At 71.1% G+C, this 23455-nt stretch carries 23 protein-coding genes and 1 pseudogene; 15 read left to right on the top strand and 9 right to left on the bottom strand.

The window, feature by feature from the left end; genetic code table 11:
* The first annotated feature begins 2 nt into the window (after nucleotides 1-2).
* The 6 genes from ACFY1U_RS26830 (at nucleotide 3) to ACFY1U_RS26855 (ending at nucleotide 8583) form a co-directional block, all read left to right on the top strand.
* The gene (locus tag ACFY1U_RS26830; RefSeq protein ID WP_390696679.1) at nucleotides 3-1148 is read left to right on the top strand and encodes an ATP-binding protein; all 1146 of its coding nucleotides are present in this window, start codon (nucleotides 3-5) and stop codon (nucleotides 1146-1148) included.
* A gap of 150 nt (nucleotides 1149-1298) precedes the next feature.
* Entirely contained in the window at nucleotides 1299-2420 is a 1122-nt protein-coding gene (pheS, locus tag ACFY1U_RS26835) for a phenylalanine--tRNA ligase subunit alpha (RefSeq protein ID WP_365835940.1), read from the top strand.
* Complete coding sequence (pheT, locus tag ACFY1U_RS26840; RefSeq protein WP_390696680.1) at nucleotides 2420-4933, top strand: phenylalanine--tRNA ligase subunit beta; 2514 nt, start codon at nucleotides 2420-2422, stop codon at nucleotides 4931-4933. Before pheS ends, pheT begins: the two co-directional genes overlap by 1 nt.
* A gap of 302 nt (nucleotides 4934-5235) precedes the next feature.
* Nucleotides 5236-6363, top strand: coding sequence for a PP2C family protein-serine/threonine phosphatase (locus ACFY1U_RS26845; protein WP_390696681.1), 1128 nt, complete (start codon nucleotides 5236-5238; stop codon nucleotides 6361-6363).
* A 265-nt stretch (nucleotides 6364-6628) separates the two neighbouring features.
* Nucleotides 6629-7969 (top strand): transcriptional regulator, encoded by a 1341-nt coding sequence (locus ACFY1U_RS26850; protein ID WP_390696682.1) that lies wholly within the window; start codon nucleotides 6629-6631, stop codon nucleotides 7967-7969.
* A 74-nt stretch (nucleotides 7970-8043) separates the two neighbouring features.
* Entirely contained in the window at nucleotides 8044-8583 is a 540-nt protein-coding gene (locus ACFY1U_RS26855; RefSeq protein WP_344405642.1) for an NUDIX hydrolase, read from the top strand.
* Nucleotides 8584-8636: 53 nt separating this feature from the next.
* Here ACFY1U_RS26855 and ACFY1U_RS26860 read toward each other — a convergent pair whose 3' ends face one another.
* Together ACFY1U_RS26860 and ACFY1U_RS26865 are read right to left on the bottom strand one after the other, a co-directional pair.
* Nucleotides 8637-8894 carry a hypothetical protein gene (locus tag ACFY1U_RS26860; RefSeq protein ID WP_390696683.1) on the bottom strand — a complete coding sequence of 86 codons (258 nt, stop codon included), beginning with the start codon at nucleotides 8892-8894 and terminating at the stop codon, nucleotides 8637-8639.
* 224 nt (nucleotides 8895-9118) lie between these two features.
* Complete coding sequence (locus ACFY1U_RS26865) at nucleotides 9119-9979, bottom strand: 3-hydroxybutyryl-CoA dehydrogenase (RefSeq protein WP_390696684.1); 861 nt, start codon at nucleotides 9977-9979, stop codon at nucleotides 9119-9121.
* A gap of 185 nt (nucleotides 9980-10164) precedes the next feature.
* On the opposite strand from ACFY1U_RS26865, the gene ACFY1U_RS26870 reads away from it, so the two are divergent.
* The gene (locus ACFY1U_RS26870; protein ID WP_390696685.1) at nucleotides 10165-11424 is read left to right on the top strand and encodes a glycoside hydrolase family 10 protein; all 1260 of its coding nucleotides are present in this window, start codon (nucleotides 10165-10167) and stop codon (nucleotides 11422-11424) included.
* 19 nt (nucleotides 11425-11443) lie between these two features.
* Here the strand turns inward: ACFY1U_RS26870 and ACFY1U_RS26875 are convergent, their stop codons facing one another.
* Nucleotides 11444-11638: a DUF1918 domain-containing protein gene (locus ACFY1U_RS26875; RefSeq protein WP_099927555.1), complete on the bottom strand. Its 195-nt coding sequence runs from the start codon at nucleotides 11636-11638 to the stop codon at nucleotides 11444-11446.
* A 95-nt stretch (nucleotides 11639-11733) separates the two neighbouring features.
* Nucleotides 11734-12684, bottom strand: a complete 951-nt coding sequence (locus ACFY1U_RS26880) for a DMT family transporter (RefSeq protein ID WP_390696686.1) — start codon at nucleotides 12682-12684, stop codon at nucleotides 11734-11736.
* Between ACFY1U_RS26880 and ACFY1U_RS26885 the strand changes: the two genes are divergently transcribed.
* From ACFY1U_RS26885 to ACFY1U_RS26895, 3 genes are all read left to right on the top strand, one after another.
* Nucleotides 12683-14122 (top strand): PLP-dependent aminotransferase family protein, encoded by a 1440-nt coding sequence (locus ACFY1U_RS26885; protein ID WP_390696687.1) that lies wholly within the window; start codon nucleotides 12683-12685, stop codon nucleotides 14120-14122. The two genes, ACFY1U_RS26880 and ACFY1U_RS26885, sit on opposite strands and share 2 nt — an antisense overlap.
* Before the next feature lie 139 nt (nucleotides 14123-14261).
* Nucleotides 14262-14699, top strand: coding sequence for a GNAT family N-acetyltransferase (locus tag ACFY1U_RS26890; RefSeq protein ID WP_390696688.1), 438 nt, complete (start codon nucleotides 14262-14264; stop codon nucleotides 14697-14699).
* Between the two features lie 103 nt (nucleotides 14700-14802).
* Nucleotides 14803-15396 (top strand): histidine phosphatase family protein, encoded by a 594-nt coding sequence (locus ACFY1U_RS26895; protein ID WP_390696689.1) that lies wholly within the window; start codon nucleotides 14803-14805, stop codon nucleotides 15394-15396.
* On the opposite strand, the gene ACFY1U_RS26900 is transcribed toward ACFY1U_RS26895, so the two are convergent.
* Nucleotides 15378-15821: a DUF6314 family protein gene (locus tag ACFY1U_RS26900; protein WP_390696690.1), complete on the bottom strand. Its 444-nt coding sequence runs from the start codon at nucleotides 15819-15821 to the stop codon at nucleotides 15378-15380. The two genes, ACFY1U_RS26895 and ACFY1U_RS26900, sit on opposite strands and share 19 nt — an antisense overlap.
* A 2-nt stretch (nucleotides 15822-15823) precedes the next feature.
* Nucleotides 15824-16099 (bottom strand): hypothetical protein, encoded by a 276-nt coding sequence (locus tag ACFY1U_RS26905; protein ID WP_390696691.1) that lies wholly within the window; start codon nucleotides 16097-16099, stop codon nucleotides 15824-15826.
* 33 nt (nucleotides 16100-16132) lie between these two features.
* Here ACFY1U_RS26905 and ACFY1U_RS26910 point away from each other — a divergent pair.
* Nucleotides 16133-16466: pseudogene (locus ACFY1U_RS26910) on the top strand (alpha-L-arabinofuranosidase C-terminal domain-containing protein); the annotation flags it as partial.
* Here ACFY1U_RS26910 and ACFY1U_RS26915 read toward each other — a convergent pair.
* The 3 genes from ACFY1U_RS26915 to ACFY1U_RS26925 are packed head-to-tail and all read right to left on the bottom strand — an operon-like array spanning nucleotide 16456 to nucleotide 18607.
* Nucleotides 16456-16896 (bottom strand): carboxymuconolactone decarboxylase family protein, encoded by a 441-nt coding sequence (locus tag ACFY1U_RS26915; RefSeq protein WP_390696692.1) that lies wholly within the window; start codon nucleotides 16894-16896, stop codon nucleotides 16456-16458. The pseudogene ACFY1U_RS26910 and the gene ACFY1U_RS26915 overlap by 11 nt on opposite strands.
* Nucleotides 16893-17324 (bottom strand): MerR family transcriptional regulator, encoded by a 432-nt coding sequence (locus ACFY1U_RS26920; RefSeq protein WP_390696693.1) that lies wholly within the window; start codon nucleotides 17322-17324, stop codon nucleotides 16893-16895. Before ACFY1U_RS26920 ends, ACFY1U_RS26915 begins: the two co-directional genes overlap by 4 nt.
* 50 nt (nucleotides 17325-17374) lie before the next feature.
* Nucleotides 17375-18607 carry a cysteine desulfurase gene (locus ACFY1U_RS26925; RefSeq protein ID WP_390696694.1) on the bottom strand — a complete coding sequence of 411 codons (1233 nt, stop codon included), beginning with the start codon at nucleotides 18605-18607 and terminating at the stop codon, nucleotides 17375-17377.
* 81 nt (nucleotides 18608-18688) lie between these two features.
* Between ACFY1U_RS26925 and ACFY1U_RS26930 the strand changes: the two genes are divergently transcribed.
* The 4 genes from ACFY1U_RS26930 (at nucleotide 18689) to ACFY1U_RS26945 (ending at nucleotide 23424) form a co-directional block, all read left to right on the top strand.
* Nucleotides 18689-19285, top strand: coding sequence for an ABATE domain-containing protein (locus ACFY1U_RS26930; RefSeq protein ID WP_390696695.1), 597 nt, complete (start codon nucleotides 18689-18691; stop codon nucleotides 19283-19285).
* Nucleotides 19286-19458: 173 nt separating this feature from the next.
* On the top strand, nucleotides 19459-22053 hold the full coding sequence (locus ACFY1U_RS26935; RefSeq protein ID WP_390696696.1) for a YfhO family protein: 2595 nt from the start codon (nucleotides 19459-19461) through the stop codon (nucleotides 22051-22053).
* A gap of 22 nt (nucleotides 22054-22075) precedes the next feature.
* Nucleotides 22076-23026: a glycosyltransferase family 2 protein gene (locus ACFY1U_RS26940; RefSeq protein ID WP_390696697.1), complete on the top strand. Its 951-nt coding sequence runs from the start codon at nucleotides 22076-22078 to the stop codon at nucleotides 23024-23026.
* A gap of 26 nt (nucleotides 23027-23052) precedes the next feature.
* Nucleotides 23053-23424 (top strand): GtrA family protein, encoded by a 372-nt coding sequence (locus ACFY1U_RS26945; protein WP_390696698.1) that lies wholly within the window; start codon nucleotides 23053-23055, stop codon nucleotides 23422-23424.
* Nucleotides 23425-23455 lie beyond the last annotated feature (31 nt).

Raw genomic sequence — 23455 nt, forward strand, 5'->3', positions numbered from 1 at the left:
GAATGAGTGTCGGCACGAGCAGGGCACGGGGATCACGGGACGCGCGGCATGCGCCCGGGCCCCGGCAGGGCGATCTCGCCGAGCTCGGCATCGACCCCGACGAACTGCCCGACGGCCTGGTCGTCGCCGACGAGCACGGCCATGTCATCTGCTTCAACGCCGCCGCCGAGCGCATCACCGCCGTCCCCGCCCGCGACGCCCTCGGGCAGCGGCTGGAGAAGGCGCTGCCGTTAGAGGACCTGGAGGGGCGGCGCTGGTGGCAGCTCACCGACCCGTACGGCGGGCTCGCCATTCGCAGGCGGCAGCCCGAGCGGAATCTGCTGCTTCCCGGTGGACGCGAGGTCCTCGTATCGGCCCGGTACGTCCGCGGTGAAGCCACCGGTCCGGTCCGCCGCGTCGTCGTCTCGCTGCGCGACACGGAGGCCCGCCGCCGCACCGAGCGCAGCCACGCCGAGCTGATAGCGACCGTGGCCCATGAACTCCGCTCGCCCCTGACCTCCGTCAAGGGCTTCACCGCCACGCTCCTCGCCAAGTGGGAACGGTTCACCGACGACCAGAAGCGGCTGATGCTGGAGACCGTCGACGCCGACGCCGACCGGGTCACCCGGCTCATCGCCGAGCTGCTGGACATCTCGCGCATCGACAGCGGGCGGCTGGAGGTGCGGCGCCAGCCCGTCGACATCGGGGCCGCCGTCGGACGGCACATCCAGGCCTACGTCGCCGCCGGCCAGCCCGCCGACCGGTTCCTGCTCAGGATCGAGCAGCCCCTGCCCGCCCTGTGGGCCGACCCCGACAAGATCGACCAGGTGCTCAGCAACCTGCTGGAAAATGCGGTGCGGCACGGCGAGGGAACCGTCACGATTGACATCACGGCCACGGCGTCCCCCCGCGAGGGCGAAGGCCATGAAGCAGCAGCCACGTCGGTCACGGTGAGCGACGAGGGGCCCGGCATCCCGGAGGAGTCCATGAACCGCGTCTTCACCCGCTTCTGGCGGGGCAGCAAGCGCGGCGGCACCGGCCTCGGGCTCTACATCGTCAAGGGCATCGTCGAGGCCCACGGCGGCACCATCACGGTCGGCCGCGCCTCTCAGGGCGGGGCGGAGTTCCGATTTACGTTGCCCGTGGCGGCCCCGGCGTATCTCACCTGAGAGCCGGAGAGCGGCCCACGGGCGCATTCGTACACCTCCACCCCGTTAGACTCGGCCTTTGGCACCTTTGTGTCCCAGGGACGGCCCTCTGACCTCTGTGTGAGTCGGTGACGGGGACCTTCAGCCAGCCAATCGGAAGCACGGGAAGAGATGTCGGCACCGAATAAGTCGTACGACCCTGTAGAGGTCGAGGCGTTGAAACCGGAAGAGATCGAGCGCATGCGGGACGAGGCGCTCGCCGCCTTCGCCGCAGCGAGCTCCCTCGACGCGCTCCAGGAGGCCAAGGTCGCCCACACCGGGGGCACCTCCCCGCTGGCCCTCGCCAACCGCGAGATCGGCGCCCTGCCCCCGCACGCCAAGGCCGCCGCCGGCAAGCTGGTCGGCCAGGCCCGCGGCGCCGTCAACAAGGCCCTCGCCGGCCGCCAGGCCGAGCTGGAGGCCGAGCGGGACGCGCGCGTGCTGGTCGAGGAGTCGGTGGACGTCACGCTGCCGTACGACCGCGTACCGGCCGGCGCCCGCCACCCCCTGACCACGCTCTCGGAGCGCATCGAGGACGTCTTCGTGGCCATGGGCTACGAGGTCGCCGAGGGCCCCGAGATCGAGGCCGAGTGGTTCAACTTCGACGCCCTGAACATCGGCCCGGACCACCCGGCCCGCGGTGAGCACGACACCTTCTTCGTCGAAGGCCCTGAGGGCGGCACCGAGTCCGGTGTCGTGCTGCGCACCCACACCTCGCCGGTCCAGATCCGCTCGCTGCTCAGCCGTGAGCTGCCGGTCTACGTGATCTGTCCGGGCCGGGTGTACCGCACCGACGAGCTCGACGCCACGCACACCCCCGTCTTCCACCAGGTCGAGCTGCTCGCCGTGGACGAGGGCCTGACCATGGCCGACCTCAAGGGCACCCTGGACCACATGGTCCAGTCGCTGTTCGGCGAGGGCATGAAGACCCGGCTGCGGCCCAACTTCTTCCCGTTCACCGAGCCGTCCGCCGAGATGGACATGGTGTGCTACGTGTGCCGCGGCGAGTCCGTCGGCAACCCCGACCGGCCCTGCCGCACCTGCTCCTCCGAGGGCTGGATCGAACTCGGCGGCTGCGGCATGGTCAACCCGCGGGTGCTCACCGCCTGCGGCGTCGACCCGGAGAAGTACAGCGGCTTCGCCTTCGGGTTCGGCATCGAGCGGATGCTGATGTTCCGCCACAACGTCGAGGACATGCGAGACATGGTCGAGGGTGACGTCCGGTTCACCCGGCCGTTCGGGATGGAGATCTGATGCGGGTCCCGCTTTCTTGGCTGCGGGAGTACGTCGACCTGCCGGCGACGGAAACCGGCCGTGACGTCCAGGAGAAGCTCGTCTCGGCGGGGCTCGAGGTCGAGACCGTCGAGCACCTCGGCGCCGACCTCAAGGGCCCGCTCGTGGTCGGCAAGGTGCTGACCATCGAGGAGCTGACGGAGTTCAAGAAGCCGATCCGCTTCTGCACCGTCGACGTCGGCCGGGCCAACGGCACCGGCGAGCCCCAGGAGATCGTCTGCGGCGCCCGCAACTTCGCCGTCGGCGACAAGGTCGTGGTCGTACTCCCGGGCGCCACGCTGCCGGGCGGCTTCTCCATCTCCGCGCGCAAGACGTACGGCAAGACGTCCCACGGCATGATCTGCTCCAGCGACGAGCTGGGCATGGGCGACGACGGCACGCACGGCATCATCGTGCTGCCGCCGGAGGCCGAGGTCGGCAAGGACGCCATCGAACTGCTCGAGCTGGTCGACGAGGTCCTGGACATCGCCGTCACCGCCAACCGCGGCGACTGCCTGTCCATCCGCGGCGTCGCCCGCGAGACCGCCATCGCCTACGGTCTGCCGCTGCGCGACCCGGCCCTGATCGACGTACCCGGCCCGAACGCGTTCGGCTACCCGGTGCAGGTCTCCGACCCGCTCGGCTGCGACCGCTTCACCGCGCGCACGGTCACCGGGCTCAGCCCCGAGGCGCGCTCCCCGATCTGGCTGCAGCGCCGGCTGCAGAAGGTCGGCATGCGCCCGGTCTCGCTCGCCGTCGACGTCACCAACTACGTGATGATGGAGCTCGGCCAGCCGCTGCACGCCTACGACCGCTCGCTGGTCCAGGGCACCATCGGCGTGCGCCGCGCCGAGCAGGGCGAGAAGCTCGTCACGCTCGACGGCGTCACCCGCACCCTGGACGCCGAGGACCTCGTCATCACCGACGAGCGGGGCCCCATCGGCCTCGCGGGCGTCATGGGCGGCGCCAACACCGAGATCGCCGACCACGACGACACCGAGAACTCGACCAGCGACGTGGTGATCGAGGCCGCGCACTTCGACGCGGTCTCCATCGCGCGCACGGCCCGCCGCCACAAGCTGTCCTCCGAGGCCTCCCGCCGCTTCGAGCGCGGCGTCGACCCGCAGGCCGCGGCCGCGGCCGCACAGCGCACGGTCGACCTGCTGGTCCTGCTCGCGGGCGGCACCGCCGAGGCCGGCGTCACCGAGGTCATCACGCCGTCCGCGCCGCACACCATCACCGTCGCGGCCGACCACCCGGACAAGGTGGCGGGCGTCGACTACGGCCGCGAGACCGTCGTACGGCGGCTGCAGGAGATCGGCTGCGACGTGTACGGGCAGGACGAGCTGATCGTCACCGTGCCGTCCTGGCGGCCCGACCTCCTCGAGGTCAACGACATCGCGGAAGAGGTCATCCGCCTGGAGGGCTACGAGAACCTGCCCTCCACGCTGCCCAAGCTCCCCTCGGGCCGCGGACTGACCCACCGCCAGCGGCTGCACCGCCGCGTCGGCCGCGCGCTGGCCGGGGCGGGCTATGTCGAGGCGCCGAACTACCCCTTCGTCAGCGAGCAGGTCTTCGACCAGCTGCTGCTGGAGGCCGAGGACCCCGGCCGCCGCGTCGTGAAGCTCACCAACCCGCTCAGCGACGAGGAGCCCGCGCTGCGCACGTCGCTGCTGCCGGGCCTCCTTGGTGCCCTGCGGCGCAACAACGGCCGGGGCTCGCACGACCTCGCGCTGTTCGAGACCGGGCTGGTGTTCCTCCCGCGCGAGGAGCAGAGGACCGCCGTCGCCCTGCCCGTCGACCGGCGTCCCACCGACGAGGAGATCGCCGAGCTGAACGCCGCGCTGCCCGAGCAGCCGCGCCACGTCGCCGTCGTCCTCGCGGGCGCCCGCGAGCAGGCCGGCTGGTGGGGCAAGGGCCGTCCGGCGGACTGGGCCGACGCGGTTGAGGCGGGCCGCGTCGCCGCGCGGGAAGCCGGAGCCGAACTGACCGTGCGCAAGGGGCAGTACGGTCCGTGGCACCCCGGCCGCTGCGCCGAGTTCGTGGTCGTCGTCGACGGCACGGAGACGGTCGTCGGCCACGCCGGTGAGCTGCACCCGCGCGTGGTGAAGGCCCTGGGTCTGCCCGAGCGCACCAGTGCGATGGAGATCGACCTGGATGTGCTGGAGCAGGTCGGCAACGACACCCCGCAGGCACCGGGCATCTCCACGTTCCCGGTGGCCACGCAGGATGTCGCGCTGGTCGTCGACAAGTTCGTGCCGCATGCCGACGTGGAGGCTGCGCTGCGGGAGGGGGCGGGGGAGCTCCTGGAGGCGATCCGGCTGTTCGACGTGTATGAGAACGCCGAGCAGTTGGGTGAGGGGAAGAAGTCGCTGGCTTATGCGCTGCGGTTCCGTGCCCCCGACCGCACTCTGACCGTTGACGAGGCTTCTGCGGCTCGGGATGCGGCGGTTGCCCTCGCGGGCGAGCGTGCCGGAGCGGTTCTTCGGGGCTAGTTCGCCCAAGGGGCGGGGAGCTGTTGTTCGTTGGCGGCTGCGGGTTTGTCGTGGCTGGTCGCGCCCACGCGGCGGTAGCCGCAAATTGAACACAGCCCCGCGCCCCTTTAGGGGCGCACCTCCCCCTGCTCGGTGAATATGCCCCCCACCTGCATAAATGCGGGTGGCCTGGAGGTTGTCACTCGTTCGGGTGGCAACTTGGGGTGATCTGGCCCGTTGCGGCCATGCGCTGGACAGAATCGGACCGGCCTTTCGGGGTCGGTCCGTCTGTGCTTCTGGGCCTAAATGGGGGGCCAATCGGCATGATCCGCATCAAGGCTGGGGTTCCCCGCGGGGCGGGGCGGCTGCCGTTGCGCCGGGTGCTCTCGCTGGGGCTGCCCGCGGTGTGGGGCGCCATGGCGATCACGTACAAGCTGGCCTGTCCGCTCGCCCAGCAGAACGGGCTGGGGGCGCGCATCGGCACCAGTGCCGTCTTCTTCGCGGTGGGCACCGGGCTGATATTCCACGTCCGGCATGTCATGCTCCGCGAGCTCAAAGAGGTGCGGCAGGTCGCGGGTGCCGCGCAGAGTGTGCTGCTGCGGCCGCTGCCGCCGCGGATCGACGGCCTGAACATCGCCGCGGCCCAGCTGTCGGCGGACCGCTGTGCGGCCATCGGCGGGGATCTGTACGAGGTCATCGCCACCGAGCACGGTGTGCGGGTCGTGATGGGTGATGTGCGCGGGCACGGACTCGCCGCCATCGGTACGGTCGCCGCCCTGCTCGGCAGCTTCCGCGAGGCCGTGCACGACGAGGCCGAACTCGGCAGTGTGCTGCGGCGGCTGGAGCGGGCGCTGGCCCGGCACCTGCGGGAACGGGCCCGCGCCGAGCACCCCTCGGCCGGAGCGGAGCCGGACCACCCAGTCGCCGAGGAGTTCGTCACCGTACTGCTGCTGGAGATCCAGCCGGACGGCGAGGTGCGCGTCCTCAACTGCGGGCACCCCTGGCCGTATCTGCTGGGACCGGCCCGGGCCGAGTTGCTGACCCGGGCCGAACCGCTGCCTCCCCTCGGGCCGTTCCCGTTGCCCGCCGAGCTGCCCGCCGTCCCGTGCGGACGGCTGCTGCCCGGCGAGGCACTGTTCCTGCACACGGACGGTGTCGAGGACGCCCGTGACGGACGTGGCCGGTTCTTTCCGCTGCCGGCCGCGCTCGCCGAGGCCGTGGGCGCCGGGCCGGTCTCCCCGCAGTCGGTACTGCGCGCCGTCTTCGCCGGGCTGCTGCGCCACGCAGGGGGAAGACCCGCCGACGACGTGGCACTCCTGGTCCTGCGCAACGACCGCCGCCCTCTTTCAGGGGCGCGGGGCTCTGTTGAATCTGCGGCTACCGCCGCGGGGGCGCGAACAACCACGATGCACCCTCAGCCGACGACGCACGGTCGATGCCATGGCGCCTAGTCGCACCGCCAAGCTGCCGCCGGCGCACCGTCCGCCCCGCCACGGAGTGTCGGGCAGGCAGCTGGGCGGACGGCGCGGAATCGGGCCGCCGCACTGTACGAGGGGGAGCCGGCGGCCCGGCCGGCCTCTTGCGAGGCATTTCAGTCAACCGGCTGGAAACTCTCCGCGACAGTGCGCGTACGCTGCGGATTCGAGCACTCCGTTCACACCCCGTGTGAAGGCGTTCGCACTACGCTGACGGCACCGAGCGATCCGGGGGGCACCTATGCAGCCCAACACTCTGCTCGACGCGATCCTGGACGAGGCCGGGATCTCGCATGCGGGGCTGGCGGCACACGTCAATCAGGCGGGGCGGGCACGCGGCCTCGCGCTCCGGTACGAACACACCGCCGTAGCACGGTGGTTGAAGGGGCAGCGGCCCCGAGGGCAGGTACCCGACCTGATCTGTGAAGTGCTCGCGGGACGGCTGCACCGTCCGGTCACCCTCGACGACATCGGCCTCGGGATGCCCGGCGAACCGTCCACCCCGCACGGCACCTCGCTGTCCGGCTTCGTCGAGCGTGCCACCGCCCTGTGGCGCTCCGACGAACAGCAGCGCCCGCACATCCTGGGCGCGCCCGCGGTCACCGGCACGCCCGCCGTCATGCCCGTGTGGGAGTGGGAGAACCCGCCCGAGGACGTGGACGTCTCGCGCGGCGGCCGGCACCGGGTCACCCCCGGCGACATCGAGATGCTGCGCGCGGCCCGCACCCACTACGAGCAGATGTACCGCAAGGCCGGCGGCATAGCCACCCGCACGCGGATCGTCGGCTTCCTCAACGCCGAGGCCGCCCCGCTGCTGCGCGGCAGCTACACCGACGCCACCGGCCGCCAACTGCACCGGGCCACGGGTGGTTTGGTGGCCATCGCGGGCATCTGCGCCTACGACTCCGACGCACACGGGCTCGCCCAGCGCTACTTCCACCAGGCGCTCAGGCTGGCGAAGGCCAGCGGTGACCGGGGACTTGGCGCCTATGTGATCGCGCTGCTGGTCAACCAGGCGCTGTTCATGCGGGAGTTCCGTCAGGCGGTCGCCTTCGCGGAGGCCGCGCTGCGCGCCGCCGGCAAGCACATCACCCCCGCCCTCGCCTCCGATCTGTACGCGATGCAGGCCAAGGCGTACGCACACCTCGGCGACGGCACGAGCGCCCTGTCCTGCATCCGGCGTGCCGAGCAGGCCGCCGAACGCATCCGGCGCGGGTACGAACCCGACGAAACCGGCTATGTCCAGCCGGGTCTTGTCAACGTCCAGGTGGCGGAGGCGCTGCTCAGCCTCGGCGAACTCGTGGCCGCGGGGGAGCACGCCGCGGCGGCCGTCGACAACCCCGCCCACGACCGCGGCCGGGTGCACCGGCTCGCCATGCTCTCCACGATCGAACTGCGCCAGGGCAACGCAGACAAGGCCGTGGCCACCGCGGTGCAGATGGCCGAACAGGCCCGCGGAATGGAGTCTCAGCGGCTGCGCGACAGACTCCGCGCGGTACGCGAGTACCTGGTGCGCAGCGGCTGTGCGGGCACCGCCGAAGCCGCCGAACTCATCGACGGCGCACTGCGCGTACCGCTGTAGTCAGGTTCCTGAGCGCCGACACCCACAGTCCCTGCTGCGATATTGCCACTTACTCGACGGAAGGTGGCAGAACCGTGCAGTGGACGAAACAGAACGAACAAACTGTGTATGAAAACCGCTGGTTCACCGTCAACCTGGCAGATGTGGAACTGCCGGACGGGCGGCACCTGGACCACTTTCTGATACGGCTGCGGCCCGTCGCCGTGGCCACGGTGGTGAACGAGGCCAATGAAGTCCTCCTCCTGTGGCGCCACCGCTTCATCACCGACAGCTGGGGGTGGGAACTCGCTGCGGGCGTGGTCGAGGACGGCGAGGACATCGCCGTCGCGGCCGCCAGGGAACTCGAGGAAGAGACCGGCTGGCGGCCGGGACCTCTGCAGCACCTCATGAGCGTCGAGCCGTCCAACGGCCTCACCGACGCCCGGCATCACATCTACTGGGCCGACGAAGGCGAGTACGTCGGACATCCCGTGGACGACTTCGAGTCGGACCGCCGGGAATGGGTCCCCCTCAAACTCGTCCCCGACATGGTCGCCCGCGGCGAGGTCCCGGCCGCGAACATGGCGGCCGCGTTACTGCTCCTGCACCACCTCAGGCTCGGGCAGGACGCCTGACTCCGATCCCCCCACCGCGCCCACCCTGATTCCCCCCACCACGCCCTTGTCCCTCAGTGGCCCAGGGCTTGCCATACCGTCACGACGAGCGCGCCCACTGCCGTCAGCGCCGCGACCGCGGGCAGCGGCCAGCGGGCGTGCTCCAGGGCGACGATCCGTGCGCTGAGATCGTCGACTTCCTTGTGTGTCTCCTCGGTGCGATGGTTGAGCAGGGCCAGCCCTCCCTCGACGCGCGCGTACGCGACATCGAGGCGGCGGCGTAACTCTGCGAGTTCTCCATGGACCACGGGATGCTCCGGGTCGACGGTCACGAGTCCACTCCTTTGCGTAGTCGTCACATCCCTTGCATTGCGCATGGAGAGTCAACTCGCCTGGTGGGTGCGTGGGGAGCGTGTGCGAGGGGCATATGCGGGCCCGTCGCGCACACGGTGTGTGAATGGCACGGGCCCGGCACTCCGAAGAGCGCCGGGCCCGTGCTGGTCGCACTGTGTAATCAGCACCCTGGAACGGGCACTGTGCACCATGCCGGCCGAGGTCAGCCGTAGGTGTAGAAGCCCGAGCCGGTCTTCCGGCCGAGCCGGCCCGCGTCGACCATGCGCTGCAGCAACGGGGGAGCGGCGTACAGGGGCTCCTTGTACTCGGCGTACATCGAGTTGGCGATGGACACGACGGTGTCCAGGCCGATCAGGTCCGACAGCTTCAGCGGGCCCATCGGGTGGGCGCAGCCCATCTCCATGCCGTTGTCGATGTCCTCGCGGCCCGCGATGCCCGACTCGAACATGCGGATGGCAGAGAGCAGATACGGCACGAGCAGCGCGTTGACCACGAAGCCGGAGCGGTCCTGGGCGCGGATCGCGTGCTTGCCGAGGACCTTCTCCGCGAACAGCTGGGCCCGGCCGAGCGTGCCCTCGGAGGTGGTGAGCGCCGGGATCAGCTCGACCAGCTGCTGCACCGGGGCCGGGTTGAAGAAGTGGATGCCGACGACGTGGTCCGGGCGGGAGGTGGCGACCGCCAGCTTCACCAGCGGGATCGAGGAGGTGTTGGAGGCCAGGATGGCGTCCGGGCGGGTCACCACCTGGTCGAGCACCTGGAAGATCTCCGTCTTCACCTGCTCGTTCTCGACGACGGCCTCGATCACCAGATCGCGGTCGGCGAACTCGCCCAGGTCGGTGGTGAAGCTCAGCCGTGCCTGCGTCTCGTCCCGCTCCTGCTCGGTGATCTTGCCGCGCTCGGCCGCCTTGCCGAGGGAGCTGAACAGCCGGGTCCGGCCGATCTCCAGGGCCTCCCCGGTCGTCTCGGCGACCTTGACATCCAGACCGGCCCGGGCGCACACCTCGGCGATGCCCGCTCCCATCTGGCCGCAGCCGACCACTCCGATGCGCTCGATGTCGGTCACATCGTCCCCTTCGCTGATCTACGAATCCGGCAGCGCCCCGGTGGTTCGGTGCCTGCTCCAAACCTGCACGTTACCTCCGGCGATCGTTGATCGATCGTTCGGGTCCGCGTGGCAGTCTGACGCGGGAGGCGGCCCGGGTCGAGAATCTCCCCCGGTCACGCACATCGGCGCATGGAGGTAGGGGAATGCTGCACCGTAGGTCTCGGCTGTCCCGGCGGGCGTTCGCGGCGACGGCCCTGTCGGCTCTCGTGGCGGGGGGCGGTGCAGTGGCGGCGAGTGCGGCGATGGCGGGCGGCGATCCCGGGCGCCGGCGGTCCGTGCGGGAGATGCGGGGCGTCTGGGTGGCGACCGTGGCCAACCGGGACTGGCCCTCCAGGCCGGGGCTGACCGCGGCCGAGCAGCGGGCCGAGCTGATCGCCGTCCTGGACCGTGCCGTGCACAGCCGCCTCAACGCCGTGATGTTCCAGGTGCGGCCGACGGCCGACGCGCTGTGGCCCTCCCCGTACGAGCCCTGGTCGCAGGTCCTCACCGGCACCCAGGGCCAGGACCCGGGCTGGGACCCGCTGGGCACGGCGGTGCAGGAGGCCCACGCCCGCGGTCTGGAACTGCACGCCTGGTTCAACCCGTACCGCATCGCCAACCACACCGACGTGACGAAGCTGGCCGCCTCCCACCCCGCACGCAAGCACCCGGAGTGGGTGGTGCCGTACGGCGGGAAGCTCTACTACAACCCGGGGCTGCCGAAGGTCCGGGCCTTCGTGCAGAACGCGATGCTCGACGCGGTGCGGAAGTACCCCGTGGACGCCGTCCACTTCGACGACTACTTCTACCCGTATCCCGTGACTGGCCAGACCTTCGACGACGACGTGGCCTACGCCCGCCACGGCAAGGCCTTCCCGGACCGCAACGCCTGGCGTCGCAACAACATCGACAAGCTGGTGTCCGAGATCGCCACGCGGATCAAGCAGGTGCGGCCGGGCACGCGCTTCGGCATCAGTCCGTTCGCGGTGTGGCGCAACGCCGCCACCGACGCCCGCGGCTCCGACACCCGGGCGGGCGTACAGACGTACGACGACCTGCACGCGGACACCCGCAGATGGGTACGGGAGCACTGGATCGACTACATCGCCCCGCAGGTCTACTGGAACATCGGCTTCGCCGCCGCCGACTACGCCAAGCTGCTGCCCTGGTGGTCGGAGGTCGCGCGCGGCACCGGCACGCAGGTGTACGTGGGTGAGGCCCTGTACAAGGCCGGCGACCCGGCCCAGTCCGCGGCCTGGCAGGACGTCGCCGAACTCTCCCGCCACCTCACCCTGGCCAAGGACTATCCGCAGGTGCGCGGGCACATCTTCTTCGCCGCCAAGGACGTGGCGACGGACCGGATCGGCGCGATGGCGCGGGTGGTCGCCGACCACTACCAGCAGCCGGCGAAGCCCCCGCGCTGATCCGCGCCCGGCGGATCGCTCAGTGTTGGATTTCCCTGTGGCGGATCTCGGTGTCCGGGCCCGGCGAGCAGATGCCCGTGTGCCCGTCCTCGAAGCGGACGCGGTACGGAGGGTTGCCCTCCTGGCCCAGTACTTCGACGATCTCGCCGACCTTGTCGTGTTGGCCGACCACCCTGCCGTGCTGGACAAGCTGGTCGCCCACGGTTGCACGCATCTGTAGGGCCTCCTCACCAGGTGCGGGAGCAGCGGTCCGTGGCCTTGAGTCTACGGCGCGGGGCCACGGTTGGAACCGGCGCGTACCTGCGCCGCTCAGCCCCGCGCCCGCTGCGTGACGGCGATGCACACCAGCACCGCCGCGGCCGTCAGCGGGGCGGCCACCGTCAGGTGCTCGCCCAGCAGCAGCACCGACCACACCAGTGTGAGCAGGGGCTGGGCCAACTGCAACTGGCTGGCCTTGGGAATGCCGATCGCCGCCATCCCCCGGTACCAGACGACCAGGCCGAGGAACTGGGAGCCCGCCGCGACCCACAGCAGCCCGGCCACGCTGTGCGCACTCAGCCGTACGGGCTCGTACGACAGCGCCAGCGCGGCGGCCGGCACGCTCAGCGGCAGGCACAGCACCAGCGCCCAGCCGATGACCTGCCAGCCCGGCATGACCCGGGCCAGTCGGCCGCCCTCGGTGTAACCGGCCGCGCACACCAACAGGGCGCCAAACAGATACAGGTCCGCGGTGGTCAGCGCGCCGCCGCTCTGCTGCACCGTGAAGGCGACGACCGCGGCCGCGCCCGCGAGGGCCGCCGTCCAGAAGGTGCGGGAGGGGCGGCTGCCCATCCGCAGCGCGGAGAACAGGGCGGTCGTGAGCGGGAGCAGACCGACCACGACGGCCGCGTGCGCGGTGGTCGAGGTCTGCAGGGCCAGCGTGGTCAGCAGCGGGAAGCCGACGACGACTCCGGCGGCCACGACGGCCAGGCCCGCCAGATGCCTTCGGCCGGGCAGCGGCACGCGCAGCACCAGCAGACAGGTTCCCGCGATCAGCGCCGCGAGAACGCTGCGCACGGCCACCAGGGACCAGGGACCGAAGCCCTCCAGGCCCCAGGCGGTGGCGGGGAAGGTGAGGGAGAAGGCGACCACACCGAGGCCGGCCAGGAGGGTGCCGGTGCGGCGGTTCGCCGCGGTCGCCCGGGTGCCCGCGGCGGTCGGCCGGGTTTCACTGCCGACCGCTATCCGACTGGGGGTAGTAGCGCTACTCTGTGCTCTCATGCAAGAGCGTAGCAGTGTCGGTGAACTGGTGAAACAGCTGCGGCGGGAACTGGATCGCTACTCTCCTGGTGGAAAGCTCCCGTCGAGTCGGTCCCTCGTCGAGCGGTACCGGGTCAGTCCGGTGACCGTCTCGCGCGCCCTGGGGCAACTGGCCGCCGAGGGGCTGGTGGTGACCCGGCCGGGCGCCGGCGCCTTCCGTGCCGAGCCGCGCGGCGGTGCCGCTCCCTCCGGCGACACCTCCTGGCAGGAGGTCGCCCTCAGCGCGGACGGGGCCGCCGACCTCGTGCCGCGCTCCGTGGACGCCTCCGGGGTCACGGTGTCCCTCGCCGCCCCGCCGCCCGGAGTCGTCGAGTTCAACGGCGGCTATCTGCACCCGTCCCTGCAGCCCGAGCGGGCGATGGCGGCGGCCCTGTCCCGGGCGGGCCGTCGCCCCGGCGCCTGGGGGCGGCCGCCGATGGAGGGGCTGGTGGAGCTGCGCGAGTGGTTCGCGCGGAGCATCGGCGGCCAGGTCACCGCCGCCGGAGTGCTGATCGCCGCGGGCGGCCAGTCCGCGCTGACCACCGCGCTGCGCGCGCTCGCCCCGCCCGGAGCGCCGGTGCTCGTCGAATCGCCTACGTATCCCGGGATGCTGGCGATCGCGCGGGCGGCGGGCCTGCGGCCGGTGCCGGTCCCGGTGGACCCGGACGGGGTCAGGCCCGCGCTGCTCGCGGACGCGTTCCGGGCCACCGGCGCGCGGGTCTTCGTGTGCCAGCCGCTGTTCCAGAACCCGACCGGTGCCGTGCTGGCCCCCGAACGGCGCGGGGAGGTGCTGCGGATCGCCCGCGAGGCCGGTGCGTTCGTCGTCGAGGACGACTTCGTACGACGGCTCGTGCACGAGGACGCGGGGCCCCTGCCGAGCCCGCTGGCCGCCGACGATCCCGACGGGGTCGTCGTCCATGTCTGCTCGCTGACCAAGGCGACCTCGCCCAGCTTCCGGGTGAGCGCGCTGGCCGCCCACGGGCCGGTCCTGGAACGGCTGCGTGCCATCCAGGTCGTCGACACCTTCTTCGTCCCCCGCCCGCTGCAGGAGGCGGCCCTCGAACTCGTCGGCTCGCCCGCCTGGCCGCGTCATCTGCGGGCGATCTCCGCGGAGTTGAAGAGCCGCCGTGACGCCATGACGGCGGCGCTGCGGCTGCGGCTGCCCGAACTGTCCCTGCCGCACATCCCCTCGGGGGGCTATCACCTGTGGCTCCGGTTGCCCGATGGCACGGACGAATCCGCTCTCGCGGCGGCGGCGCTGCGGGCGGGCGTCGCCATCACCCCCGGCCGTCCGTACTTCAGCGCGGAGTCCTCGGCGCCGCACGCCCGGTTGAGCTTTGCCGCGGTCGCGGGGAGCGGGGAGATCGCGGAGGGGGTGCGGCGGTTGCGGGTGGCTTGTGACGAGGTGCTGCCGGGATAGGTCGTCTTTCGGCCGCGGCGCCGTCGTGGCTGGTCGCGCCCGCGCGGCGGAGCCGCATATCGGCACAGCCCCGCGCCCCCGCGCCTGTGCCGGGTGAAAACCGTTCGACGTCTTCGTTCCCGCCTGCCAGTGTCCCGACATGACCGACACCCCGAGCCTTCCCGAAGGCTATGAGATCTCCACCGACCCCGACCGTCTCGACGTCGACCGCGTCCACCGGTGGCTGGCCACCGACGCGTACTGGGCCAAGGGCCGGGAGCGCGAGAAGCACGAGCGGGCGATGGCCGGGTCGCTCAACTTCGGGGTGTACGAGGTGGTTTCGGGGGAGCAGGTCGCTTATGCCCGGGTCGTCACTGACCGTGCCACCTTCGCCTGGCTGTGCGACGTCTACGTCGACCGGTCCGTACGCGGCAAGAACATCGGTACGGCCATGGTGGGCGCCGTGCGTGATCATCTGGAGCCGTACGGGCTGCGGCGCATCCTGCTCGCCACCGCCGACGCGCACGGGGTCTACGCAAAGCTCGGATTCGAGCCGCTGGCCCAGCCGGACATCTGGATGGCCCTCGTTTTCGAGTGACTTGTCCGGCAGGTCCTGACCTTGAAGTAAGGTTTCGGGCACCGTCGGTGAACGCTCACCAACACCCCTTGACCTGCGCACTTTCCCGACACACCATCGCCGCATGCAACTTCGGGTCACTTTCGTCGCCGCCGCGCGCAGCTCCCCGTTGCTCGCCGAGCGCTTCGAGGACGACCGTCCGCTGGACCAGGCCGGCTGGGACGAGGTGCAGCGCGTCGCCCGCGACCTGATTCCGCTGGCGGCGGCGGAGCTGCGCTACTGCTCGCCCACACCGCGCAGCCGTGCCACCGGCGACGCCCTCGGCTATGCGCCGCTGGTCCAGCTCGCCCTGCGGGACTGCGACATGGGCCGCTGGCGCGGGCTGACCCTCGGCGAGGCGATGGCCCGTGAGCCGGAGGCGGTGGACGCCTGGCTGGCCGACCCGCGGGCCACCCCGCACGGCGGCGAGTCGCTGATGGCCTTCATCGCCCGCGTCGGCAACTGGCTCGACACCCGGCCCGTCGAGGACGGCGGCCGCATCGTCGCCGTGGCCGAGCCGTCCGTGGTTCGCGCGGCCCTGGTGTACGCGCTGAAGGCGCCGCCGTCGACGTACTGGAACATCGATGTGCGCCCCCTGTCGACGACCACCGTGACGGGGCACGCCGGGCGGTGGAACCTGCGCTTCGACGGGGCTCCGGTTCAGCCCTCGCGGGCGTAGTCGGTGGTCAGGACGAGGTCCTTGGCGGGGCCGCCCACCCGCCACACCGTCCGCCAGTGGTCGGCGTCCCGGACGGTGAACTCGCCGCGGTAGAGGTCCGCCGCGCAGGGGTGGTCGGCGACATGGTGCCCGGCGGTCAGGTCCAGGTGGTGGAAGGGGCGCCCGTCGGCGAAACGCACGTCCGCGGTGCCGGGTGAACCGCCGGGCAGGAAGCGCAGGGTGCGTTCGGCGGGGCGCGCGACGCCCTGCCAGGTGAACGTGCCGGACTCCTCGTGCAGCAGCCCGCCCTCGGGGAGCGGACTGAAGAGGGTCGTCCCCTCGAAGCGGCCCTCGTCGCCGCCCGCCAGGTCCCGCACGGTGCGCTCCACACGCCAGCGCCCGGCGAGATGCGCCAGCACGTCCGCCACGGGCCAGAACTCGCCCATGCTCAGCTCCTCTTCCGCCGCGGTCGCAAGGGTTCGGGGGAGCCGGTGGGTGTCTTGCGGTCGGCCTGGGCGCGGATCTCGTGGTGCGCGGCGTGACTGGTGGCGCGGAAGGCCTCCTCGTACGCGGCGAGCGCCCCGCCGAGTCCGCCGCCGGCCGTGCCACGGCGAGGGATCCGCAGCGCCAGTCCGGTGAAGGCCGCCGTCACGACGACCAGACCGCCGGCCAGGAGGAGGTAGGGCGTCAGCGCATCCATGCCGTCGACCCTACGCCCGCGCATGTGCGCCCCATTGACGTGCTCACACCCCTTCCGGGCTTGGCCTCGACGCTGATCGCCAAGCCGGGGTCGGTCGAGACGGGCCGCACCTACGACATCGACGTAAAGGTGCGCGGCCGTCAGGTGACGCTGTACCTCGACGGGAGGTGGTCAACGCCCAGGCCTCGGCGGCCCGTACGGCGATCGACCTCGGTGGCGCGAAGGTCGCGTCCAGGGCCCGGGTGACCACGCTCGCGGCCGCGCCCGACGCGGTGAACACCGAGACGTCCACCGTGGTCGCGCCCGTGACGTCCACCTTCGAGGGGTCGCCGACAGGTTCTCGTACACCTTCCCGGCGAACTCGGTCACCTTCCTGCGGATCAGGCAGAGGCAGCAGCGGTCTCCTGCGCGGGCTGCTGTCCGAGCGGCAGCAGCCCGCGTTCGGCGAAGACCTGCTTCGCGACGAAGGTCGCGTTCAGCGCCTTCGGCATGCCGCAGTACACCGCCGAGTGGGTCAGGGCCTCGATGATCTGCTCGGGGGTGAGGCCCACGTTCAGGGCCGCGTTGACGTGCACGTCGAGCTGGGCCTCGCAGCCGCCGAGCGCGGTGAGCATGCCCAGGGTGACCAACTGGCGGTCGCGCGGGGCGAGTCCGGGCCGGTCGTAGATCTCGCCGAAGGCCCAGGCGACGACCTGGTGGCCGAGTTCGGGGTTGATGTCGGCGAGGGACTCGACGACGCGTTGGCCGGCTTCGCCGTCGACCCTCTTCAGGACCTCCAGGCCGTGGGCGAAGCGGTCTTCGCGGGTGGTGCTCTCGCTCATGTCTGCTCTTCCGTTCCCGGCCGCTCGTGCATCGTGGCGAGCAGTCGTTCGTAGTGGACGATCTTGTCGTCCAGCGCCCGTGCGTTGCGGCGCAACGCCCTGATCCGGTCGGCCAGTTCGGCGCGGTGCTCGCGGAGCATCGCCAGCCGGTCGGCGACCGAGACGTCCCCCTGCGCCCGCAGGTGTGCGTACCGCTGCATCCCGGCGATCGGCATACCGGTCTCGCGCAGCCGCAGCAGGAACTCCAGCCAGGCCAGGTCGGCCGCGTCATAGCGGCGCTGGTTGCCCGTGGTCCGGCCGACCCGCTCGATGAGGCCCGCCTTCTCGTAGTAGCGCAGGGTGTCGTGTGAAAGGCCCGTGCGCTCGGCGACCTCGGCGATGGTCAGGGTCGGCTCCCGGTCCTGCGGGAGGGGGTGTCCGCTGGTCATGAGCACACCGTAGAACCTGGAGCGCGCTCCAGGTCAAGCCCGCTTCTCGATCAGCCACCGAAATACTTCTGAGCTGCACGAACACCCTCGGCCAGCGCATCCACCTCGGCCTCGGTGTTGTACACGTAGAAGCTCGCCCGGGTCGTTGCCGGGATGCCGTAGCGTCGCACGATCGGGCGGGCGCAGTGGTGGCCCACGCGGACGGCGATGCCGCGCTCGTCCAGGACCTGGCCGACGTCGTGCGGGTGGATGCCGTCGACCGTGAAGGAGACGGCCGAGCCGCGGGCGGTGAGGTCGCGGGGGCCGATGATCCGTACGCCGGGGATCTCCTGGAGCGACTGCAGTGCCTGGGCGGTGAGGCGGTCCTCGTGTGCCGCCACCTCCGCCATGCCCAGGGCCTCCAGATAGTCCACGGCCGCCGCGAGGCCCACCGCCTGGGACGTCATGGGGACGCCCGCCTCGAAGCGCTGCGGGGGCGGCAGGAAGGTGGTGCGGTCCATCTCGACGACCTCGATCATGGAACCGCCGGTGAGGAACGGCGGGAGGTCCGCGAGGAGTTCGCGGCGGCCCCACAGCACGCCGATGCCGTTCGGGCCGAGCATCTTGTGCCCGGAGAAGGCGAGGAAGTCCGCGCCCAGCTCGTGCACGTCCACCGGGCGATGGGGGACCGACTGCGCGCCGTCGACCACGACCAGCGTGCCGAACGCATGGGCGCGGTCGGCGAGTTCGCGCACCGGGTTGATCGTGCCGAGGACGTTGGACTGGTGGGTGACCGCCAGGACCTTCGTGCGCTCGTCCAGGAGTTCGTCGGTCCTGGACAGGTCCAGGCGGCCCTCGTCGGTCAGGCCGAACCAGTCCAGTGTCGCGCCCGTGCGCTCGGCCAGCTGCTGCCAGGGCACCAGGTTGGCGTGGTGCTCCATCTCCGTCACCACGATCCGGTCGCCGGGTCCGAGCCGGCGCCCGTTGCCCAGGGCGTAGGCGACGAGGTTGATGCCCTCGGTGGTGTTCTTGGTGAAGACGATCTCGTCGTCCTGGGCCCCGACGAAGCGGGCGACGGTGCGCCGCGCGTCCTCGTACGCCTCCGTCGCCTCACCGGCCAGCTGGTGCGCGCCCCGGTGCACCGCCGCGTTGTGCGTCAGGGAGAAGTCCCGCTCCGCGTCGAGGACCTGGAGCGGTTTCTGGGCGGTGGCGCCGGAGTCCAGGTAGACGAGACGGGCGCCGCTGTCCACCGTCCGCCGAAGGATGGGGAAGTCCTCGCGCAGCGCGTCCACGTCGAAGCCCACGGCCTCTCACCTCTCACGGTTTCGTCATCAGTTTTCCGTGAGGCACGCTAAGCCTCCTCATGGAGAATCGCAAGCATTACCATGAGAGCCGTGGATCACGAGGCCCCCGTCCATCTGCACCAGCTCCCGGTCCCCGGCGAGGAGCGCTATCTCTCGCTGGCCCTGGTCAACACCCGTTTCACCCTCAGTCACGGCCAGGTCGACCTGCTCGACGACACCGAGGCGGGGCATCTGTGGCTCGTCCGGCACGAGCTGCTGCCGGACCGGGTCACGCTGAACGGCAGGCAGCTCGGGAGGCTGCTCGGCCTGCGCGAGGCGCTGCGCGCGCTCTTCGAGGCATACGGCGCCCGGGTCCGGCCCGCCGCCGAGGACCTCGCCACTCTCAACGCCGCGCTCGCCGCCGCCCCCTCGACCCCGCGGCTCGCCTGGAGCGCCGACGGCCCGCACCGCGCCGACGAACCCGACTCCGCAAACCCGGCCGCCGCCGCGCTCTCCCTGCTCGCCGAGGACGCCGCCGACCTCCTCACCGGCGCCGAGGCCGAACAGCTCACCGAGTGCGCCGCCCAGGGCTGCGCGCGCTGGTTCCTCCGCTCCCACGGGGCCCGGCGCTGGTGCACGACCAAGTGCGGGAACCGGGTGCGGGCCGCGCGGGCATATGCGGCACGCAAGGCGCGCTGAATTTCACCGTCAAATAACTCGCCGGGAGAGTTCTGTTTCCCGTTCGTTCACCATTTCATTAGCGCCCGCTCGTATTCGGAATTGACTGCACTACTTTCTGTAGACGGCACAACCAAACAGAAACGGAGTCCGTCTAAGCCGTCGAATCGATAACCCGCGGGGAGTACCAAGGAATGGATCGCTCGACCCTGTCCACAGCCGTTTCGAGCGGTCATTTCTCACCGAAGAAGGCCGCGGTCCTGCTCGCGGCCGTCATCTCCACCGCAGTGTTCTGCGCCGCCGACGCCGTCGCCCGCAGCTACCCCTTCGGCCCCCGCACCCGCAGTGTCAACGACCTCGGCAACCAGTACGTGCCCTTCCACGCGCACCTGTGGGACCTGCTGCACGGCCGGGCCGACGGCGGCCTCTTCGTCAACTGGCAGTCCGGCTTCGGCTCCAGCTTCCTGCCCGACCTCGGCACCTACCTCAGCAGCCCGTTCGCCCTGCTCGTCGCCCTGTTCCCCCGGGACGAGATCGATCTCGCGGTCTATGTGATCACCGTGCTGAAGATCGCCTCCGCGGGTGCGGCGATGGCCTGGCTGCTGCTGAGTCTGCGCCCCGGCCGCTGGTGGGGCGCCGGGCTGCTGGGGGCCTCGTACGCCCTGTGCGGCTGGACTGTGGCGCTCGGCGACTACAACCCGATGTGGCTCGACGGACTCGTCGCCCTGCCGCTGCTGTGCCTGGCCGGCGAGTGGGCCCTCCAGCGCCGGCGCCCGCTGCTCGGCGTGCTGATCGTGGCCCTCGCCTGGATCGCCAACTTCTACACCGCGTACATGGCCACCCTCTGCGCCGGCCTGGTGCTGCTGCTCCGGCTGTGGCTCTGCGACCTTTCCCGAAGGCAGCGACTCGTGGCGGCGGGTCGCGCCGCCGGCACCGTCGCCCTCGGCATGGGCCTGGCCGCGCCACTGGTGACCGTCGTGTACTTCGGCACCAAGCACGCCTACCCGGGGCGGGTCGTGCAGTTCGCGCCCGTGGGCACCCAGGACCTGCTGGCCCGTCTCCTGCCCACGACGTACAGCTTCGGTACTCCGGCCCTTTACGTGGGCATGGCGGCGCTGCTCCTCGCCCTCGCGCTGCCCTTCCACCGGGCGGTTCCCGGGCGGGTGCGCACCGGGTGGACGCTGCTCGTCGCCGCGGTCGCGTTGTCCCTGCAGTGGGGGCCGACCCATCTGGTCTGGCATGCCTTCGTCACTCCCCAGGGCAGCCCCTACCGGCAGACCTTCGTCCTGTGCGCGCTGCTGGTGATGGCCGCCTGGCAGGCCCTGTCCTACGGCCTTCCCGACCGGCGCGCGCTGGCAGCCGCGGGAGCGCTGCTCGCCCTGATCACCGCCGTGGCGAGCCTCAGTGACCTGGTGAAGCCGGTGGCCTGGCCGATCCTGGTGCTCGCCGTCATCGGTGCGGCGGGCGGGCTGCTGCTGTTGCGCCGCGCCGACGGCCGCGGCCGTACCGCCATGGCCGGGCTCGCCCTGGTGCTGCTGTTCGGCGGGCAGTTCGGAGAGGCGGCGGCCACTTCCGCCGTCGCCACCCGGGTCCGCCTCGGTCACATGGACGACTACGCGCCCTGGGGAGCCCGGCAGGAGACGCAGGCGGAGGCGATCGCACGGGCCGACGGCTGGCCGCGGTACCGCACCGACCCGGGTCGGGAGCAGACCGTCGCCAACGACCCGATGATGGTCGGCGGCGAGGGCGCCCAGTACTACAGCAGCCTCACCGCGGACGTCCTCACCCGCACCCTCACCGCCCTCGGCGACGGCTGGACCTCTCGGGGCCGCAACCTGCAGAGCCTCGACAACCCCGTCACCGACTCGGTCTTCTCCGTCGGAGCGCGGGTGCACTCGCCCACCGACCCCCACCAGGCGTACCTGCCGCAGCTCGGCGGCCCGTTGTCGGTCTCCCGGCAGGACGTGCCGCCTCTGGTGACCGTACGCGGCACGCCCGGCCGGGCGGCCTTCGGGCCGTCGCCGTACCGCAACCAGGAGCTGCTGCTCGGCGCCCGCGTCTACACCGTCCCCCGGACCGCCGTCCACGACGACAACGGAAACCCGCTCCGTGAGAAGGACCGGGTCGGTTACGGGACCGCCCTCACCCACCCGACGATCACCGCCGACTGCCCGGCCGGCAGCCAGGTCTACCTGTGGGCCCCGCACTACTCCGGCACCGCGCGCCTGGCAGGTCACACCGTGCTCTTCCAGGCCCAGTACCCGCGCAACCGCGCCGCCATGGCGCCGCTCGGCCCGGCCCCCGCCGCCGGACGGCTGCGCATCGAACTGACCCCCGACCTCCCCGGGCGCATCCCGCGCGGTGCCGTCGGCTGCCTGAACACCACCCGGCTGCACAAGGCCGTCGAACACCTCAAGGCCACCGGGGCCACCCACGTCTCCGTCTCCGACGCCACCGTCCGGGCCGAACTCCCCGCGGGCAGCAGGGGAATCGCGGTCGTCGCGGCTCCCCGCATCGCGGGCTGGCGCTGCGCCGCGGGCGACGGCGCCGCCGTACCGGCCAAGCAGTTCCACGGCCTGATCGCCGTCCCCCTCGACGGCTCCTCGACCAGCGTCACCTGCCAGTTCCATCCGCCCGGCCTGCGGCTCGGCACGGCCGTCGGGGCCGCCTCGCTGCTGACCCTCATCCTGCTCGGCGCCGTCACCGCCGTACGCCGACGGCGTACCACGACGCCCACCCCACCGACCACCCGCACCCGCCCGCGCGAGCCCATGACCGGGGTTCTCTGACCGCGTCCCCAGGGGATAAGCCATGCTCATATCGATCGTCGCACCCTGCTACAACGAAGAAGACGTCATCGAGCGCTTCCACGACCAGGTCCAGAAGGTCGCGGAGGAACTCCTTCCGCTCGGCCACGACATGGAGTTCGTGTACGTCGACGACGGCAGCCGCGACCGCACGCTCGCCGCGCTGGAGCGGCTGTCCGGCCGGGACGCGCGCGTGCGCTACCTCTCCTTCAGCCGCAACTTCGGCAAGGAGGCGGCGCTGCTGGCCGGGCTGCGCCACTCCTCGGGAGACTCCGTGATCGTCATGGACGCGGACCTCCAGCATCCGCCGGAGCTGATCAAACGCATGGTGGACCTGCGCAAGGAGGGCTACGACCAGGTCATCGCCAAGCGCACCAGGACCGGTGACCGGATGACCCGCACCGTCACCGCCCGCCTCTACTACCGGCTCATCAACCGCCTCGTCGACGTGGAACTCGTAGACGGCGTCGGCGACTTCCGGCTGATGTCCCGCCGCGTGGTCGACGCGGTCCTTGAGCTCACCGAGTACAACCGCTTCTCCAAGGGCCTGTTCGCCTGGGTGGGCTTCCCCAGCACCACCTTCGAGTACGAGAACGCCGTACGCGAGGCCGGCAGCAGCTCCTGGAACCTGCGCAGCCTGCTCAACTACGGCATCGACGGGCTGCTCTCCTTCAACAACAGGCCCCTGCGGCTCGCCCTCTACCTGGGCATGGGGCTGCTGATGTGCGCCCTCCTGTACACCGCGTGGATCGTCGGCGCCGCGCTCGTCAACGGTGTGCAGACGCCCGGCTATGTCACGATCATCACCGCCGTCACCGGTGTCGCCGGAGTGCAGATGATCATGCTCGGGGTCATCGGGGAGTACACCGGCCGGATCTACTACGAGGTCAAACGGCGCCCGCACTTCCTGGTGAAGGCGAGCAATGTGGACCGGGCGAAGGACCTCATTCCCTGATGCGCAGTGCACTTGTCTCGAGGCAGATGATCACTTTCGCCGTGATCGGTGTCGTCAACACGGGCACGTATTACGGTGCCTACCTGTTGCTCCTCACTCGTTTGCCGTACCTTCTCGCCCATATCCTCGCGACCGCGATCAGCCTGACGGGTTCATTTTTCCTCAATGCGCGATTCACCTATCGGACACGCCCGACGCTGCGGAAATTCATGCTGTTCCCCCTGACGAACGCCGCGAATTTCGTCATCACGACGGCCGGCGTCTACGTCCTCGTCGACCTGCTGCACTTCAGCAGCCGGTTCGCCCCGCTGCTCGCGTCCCTGGCGGCCGTCCCGGTGACCTTCCTCGTCTCCCGCCGGATCATGCTCCCTAAGGCGGACCCCGCCCCGATTGCATAAACGTGCATCGTTACGTATAGTCATGCCGTCC

The organism is Streptomyces sp. NPDC001351 (assembly GCF_042896045.1).
In the GTDB taxonomy this organism is placed as follows: Bacteria; Actinomycetota; Actinomycetes; order Streptomycetales; family Streptomycetaceae; genus Streptomyces.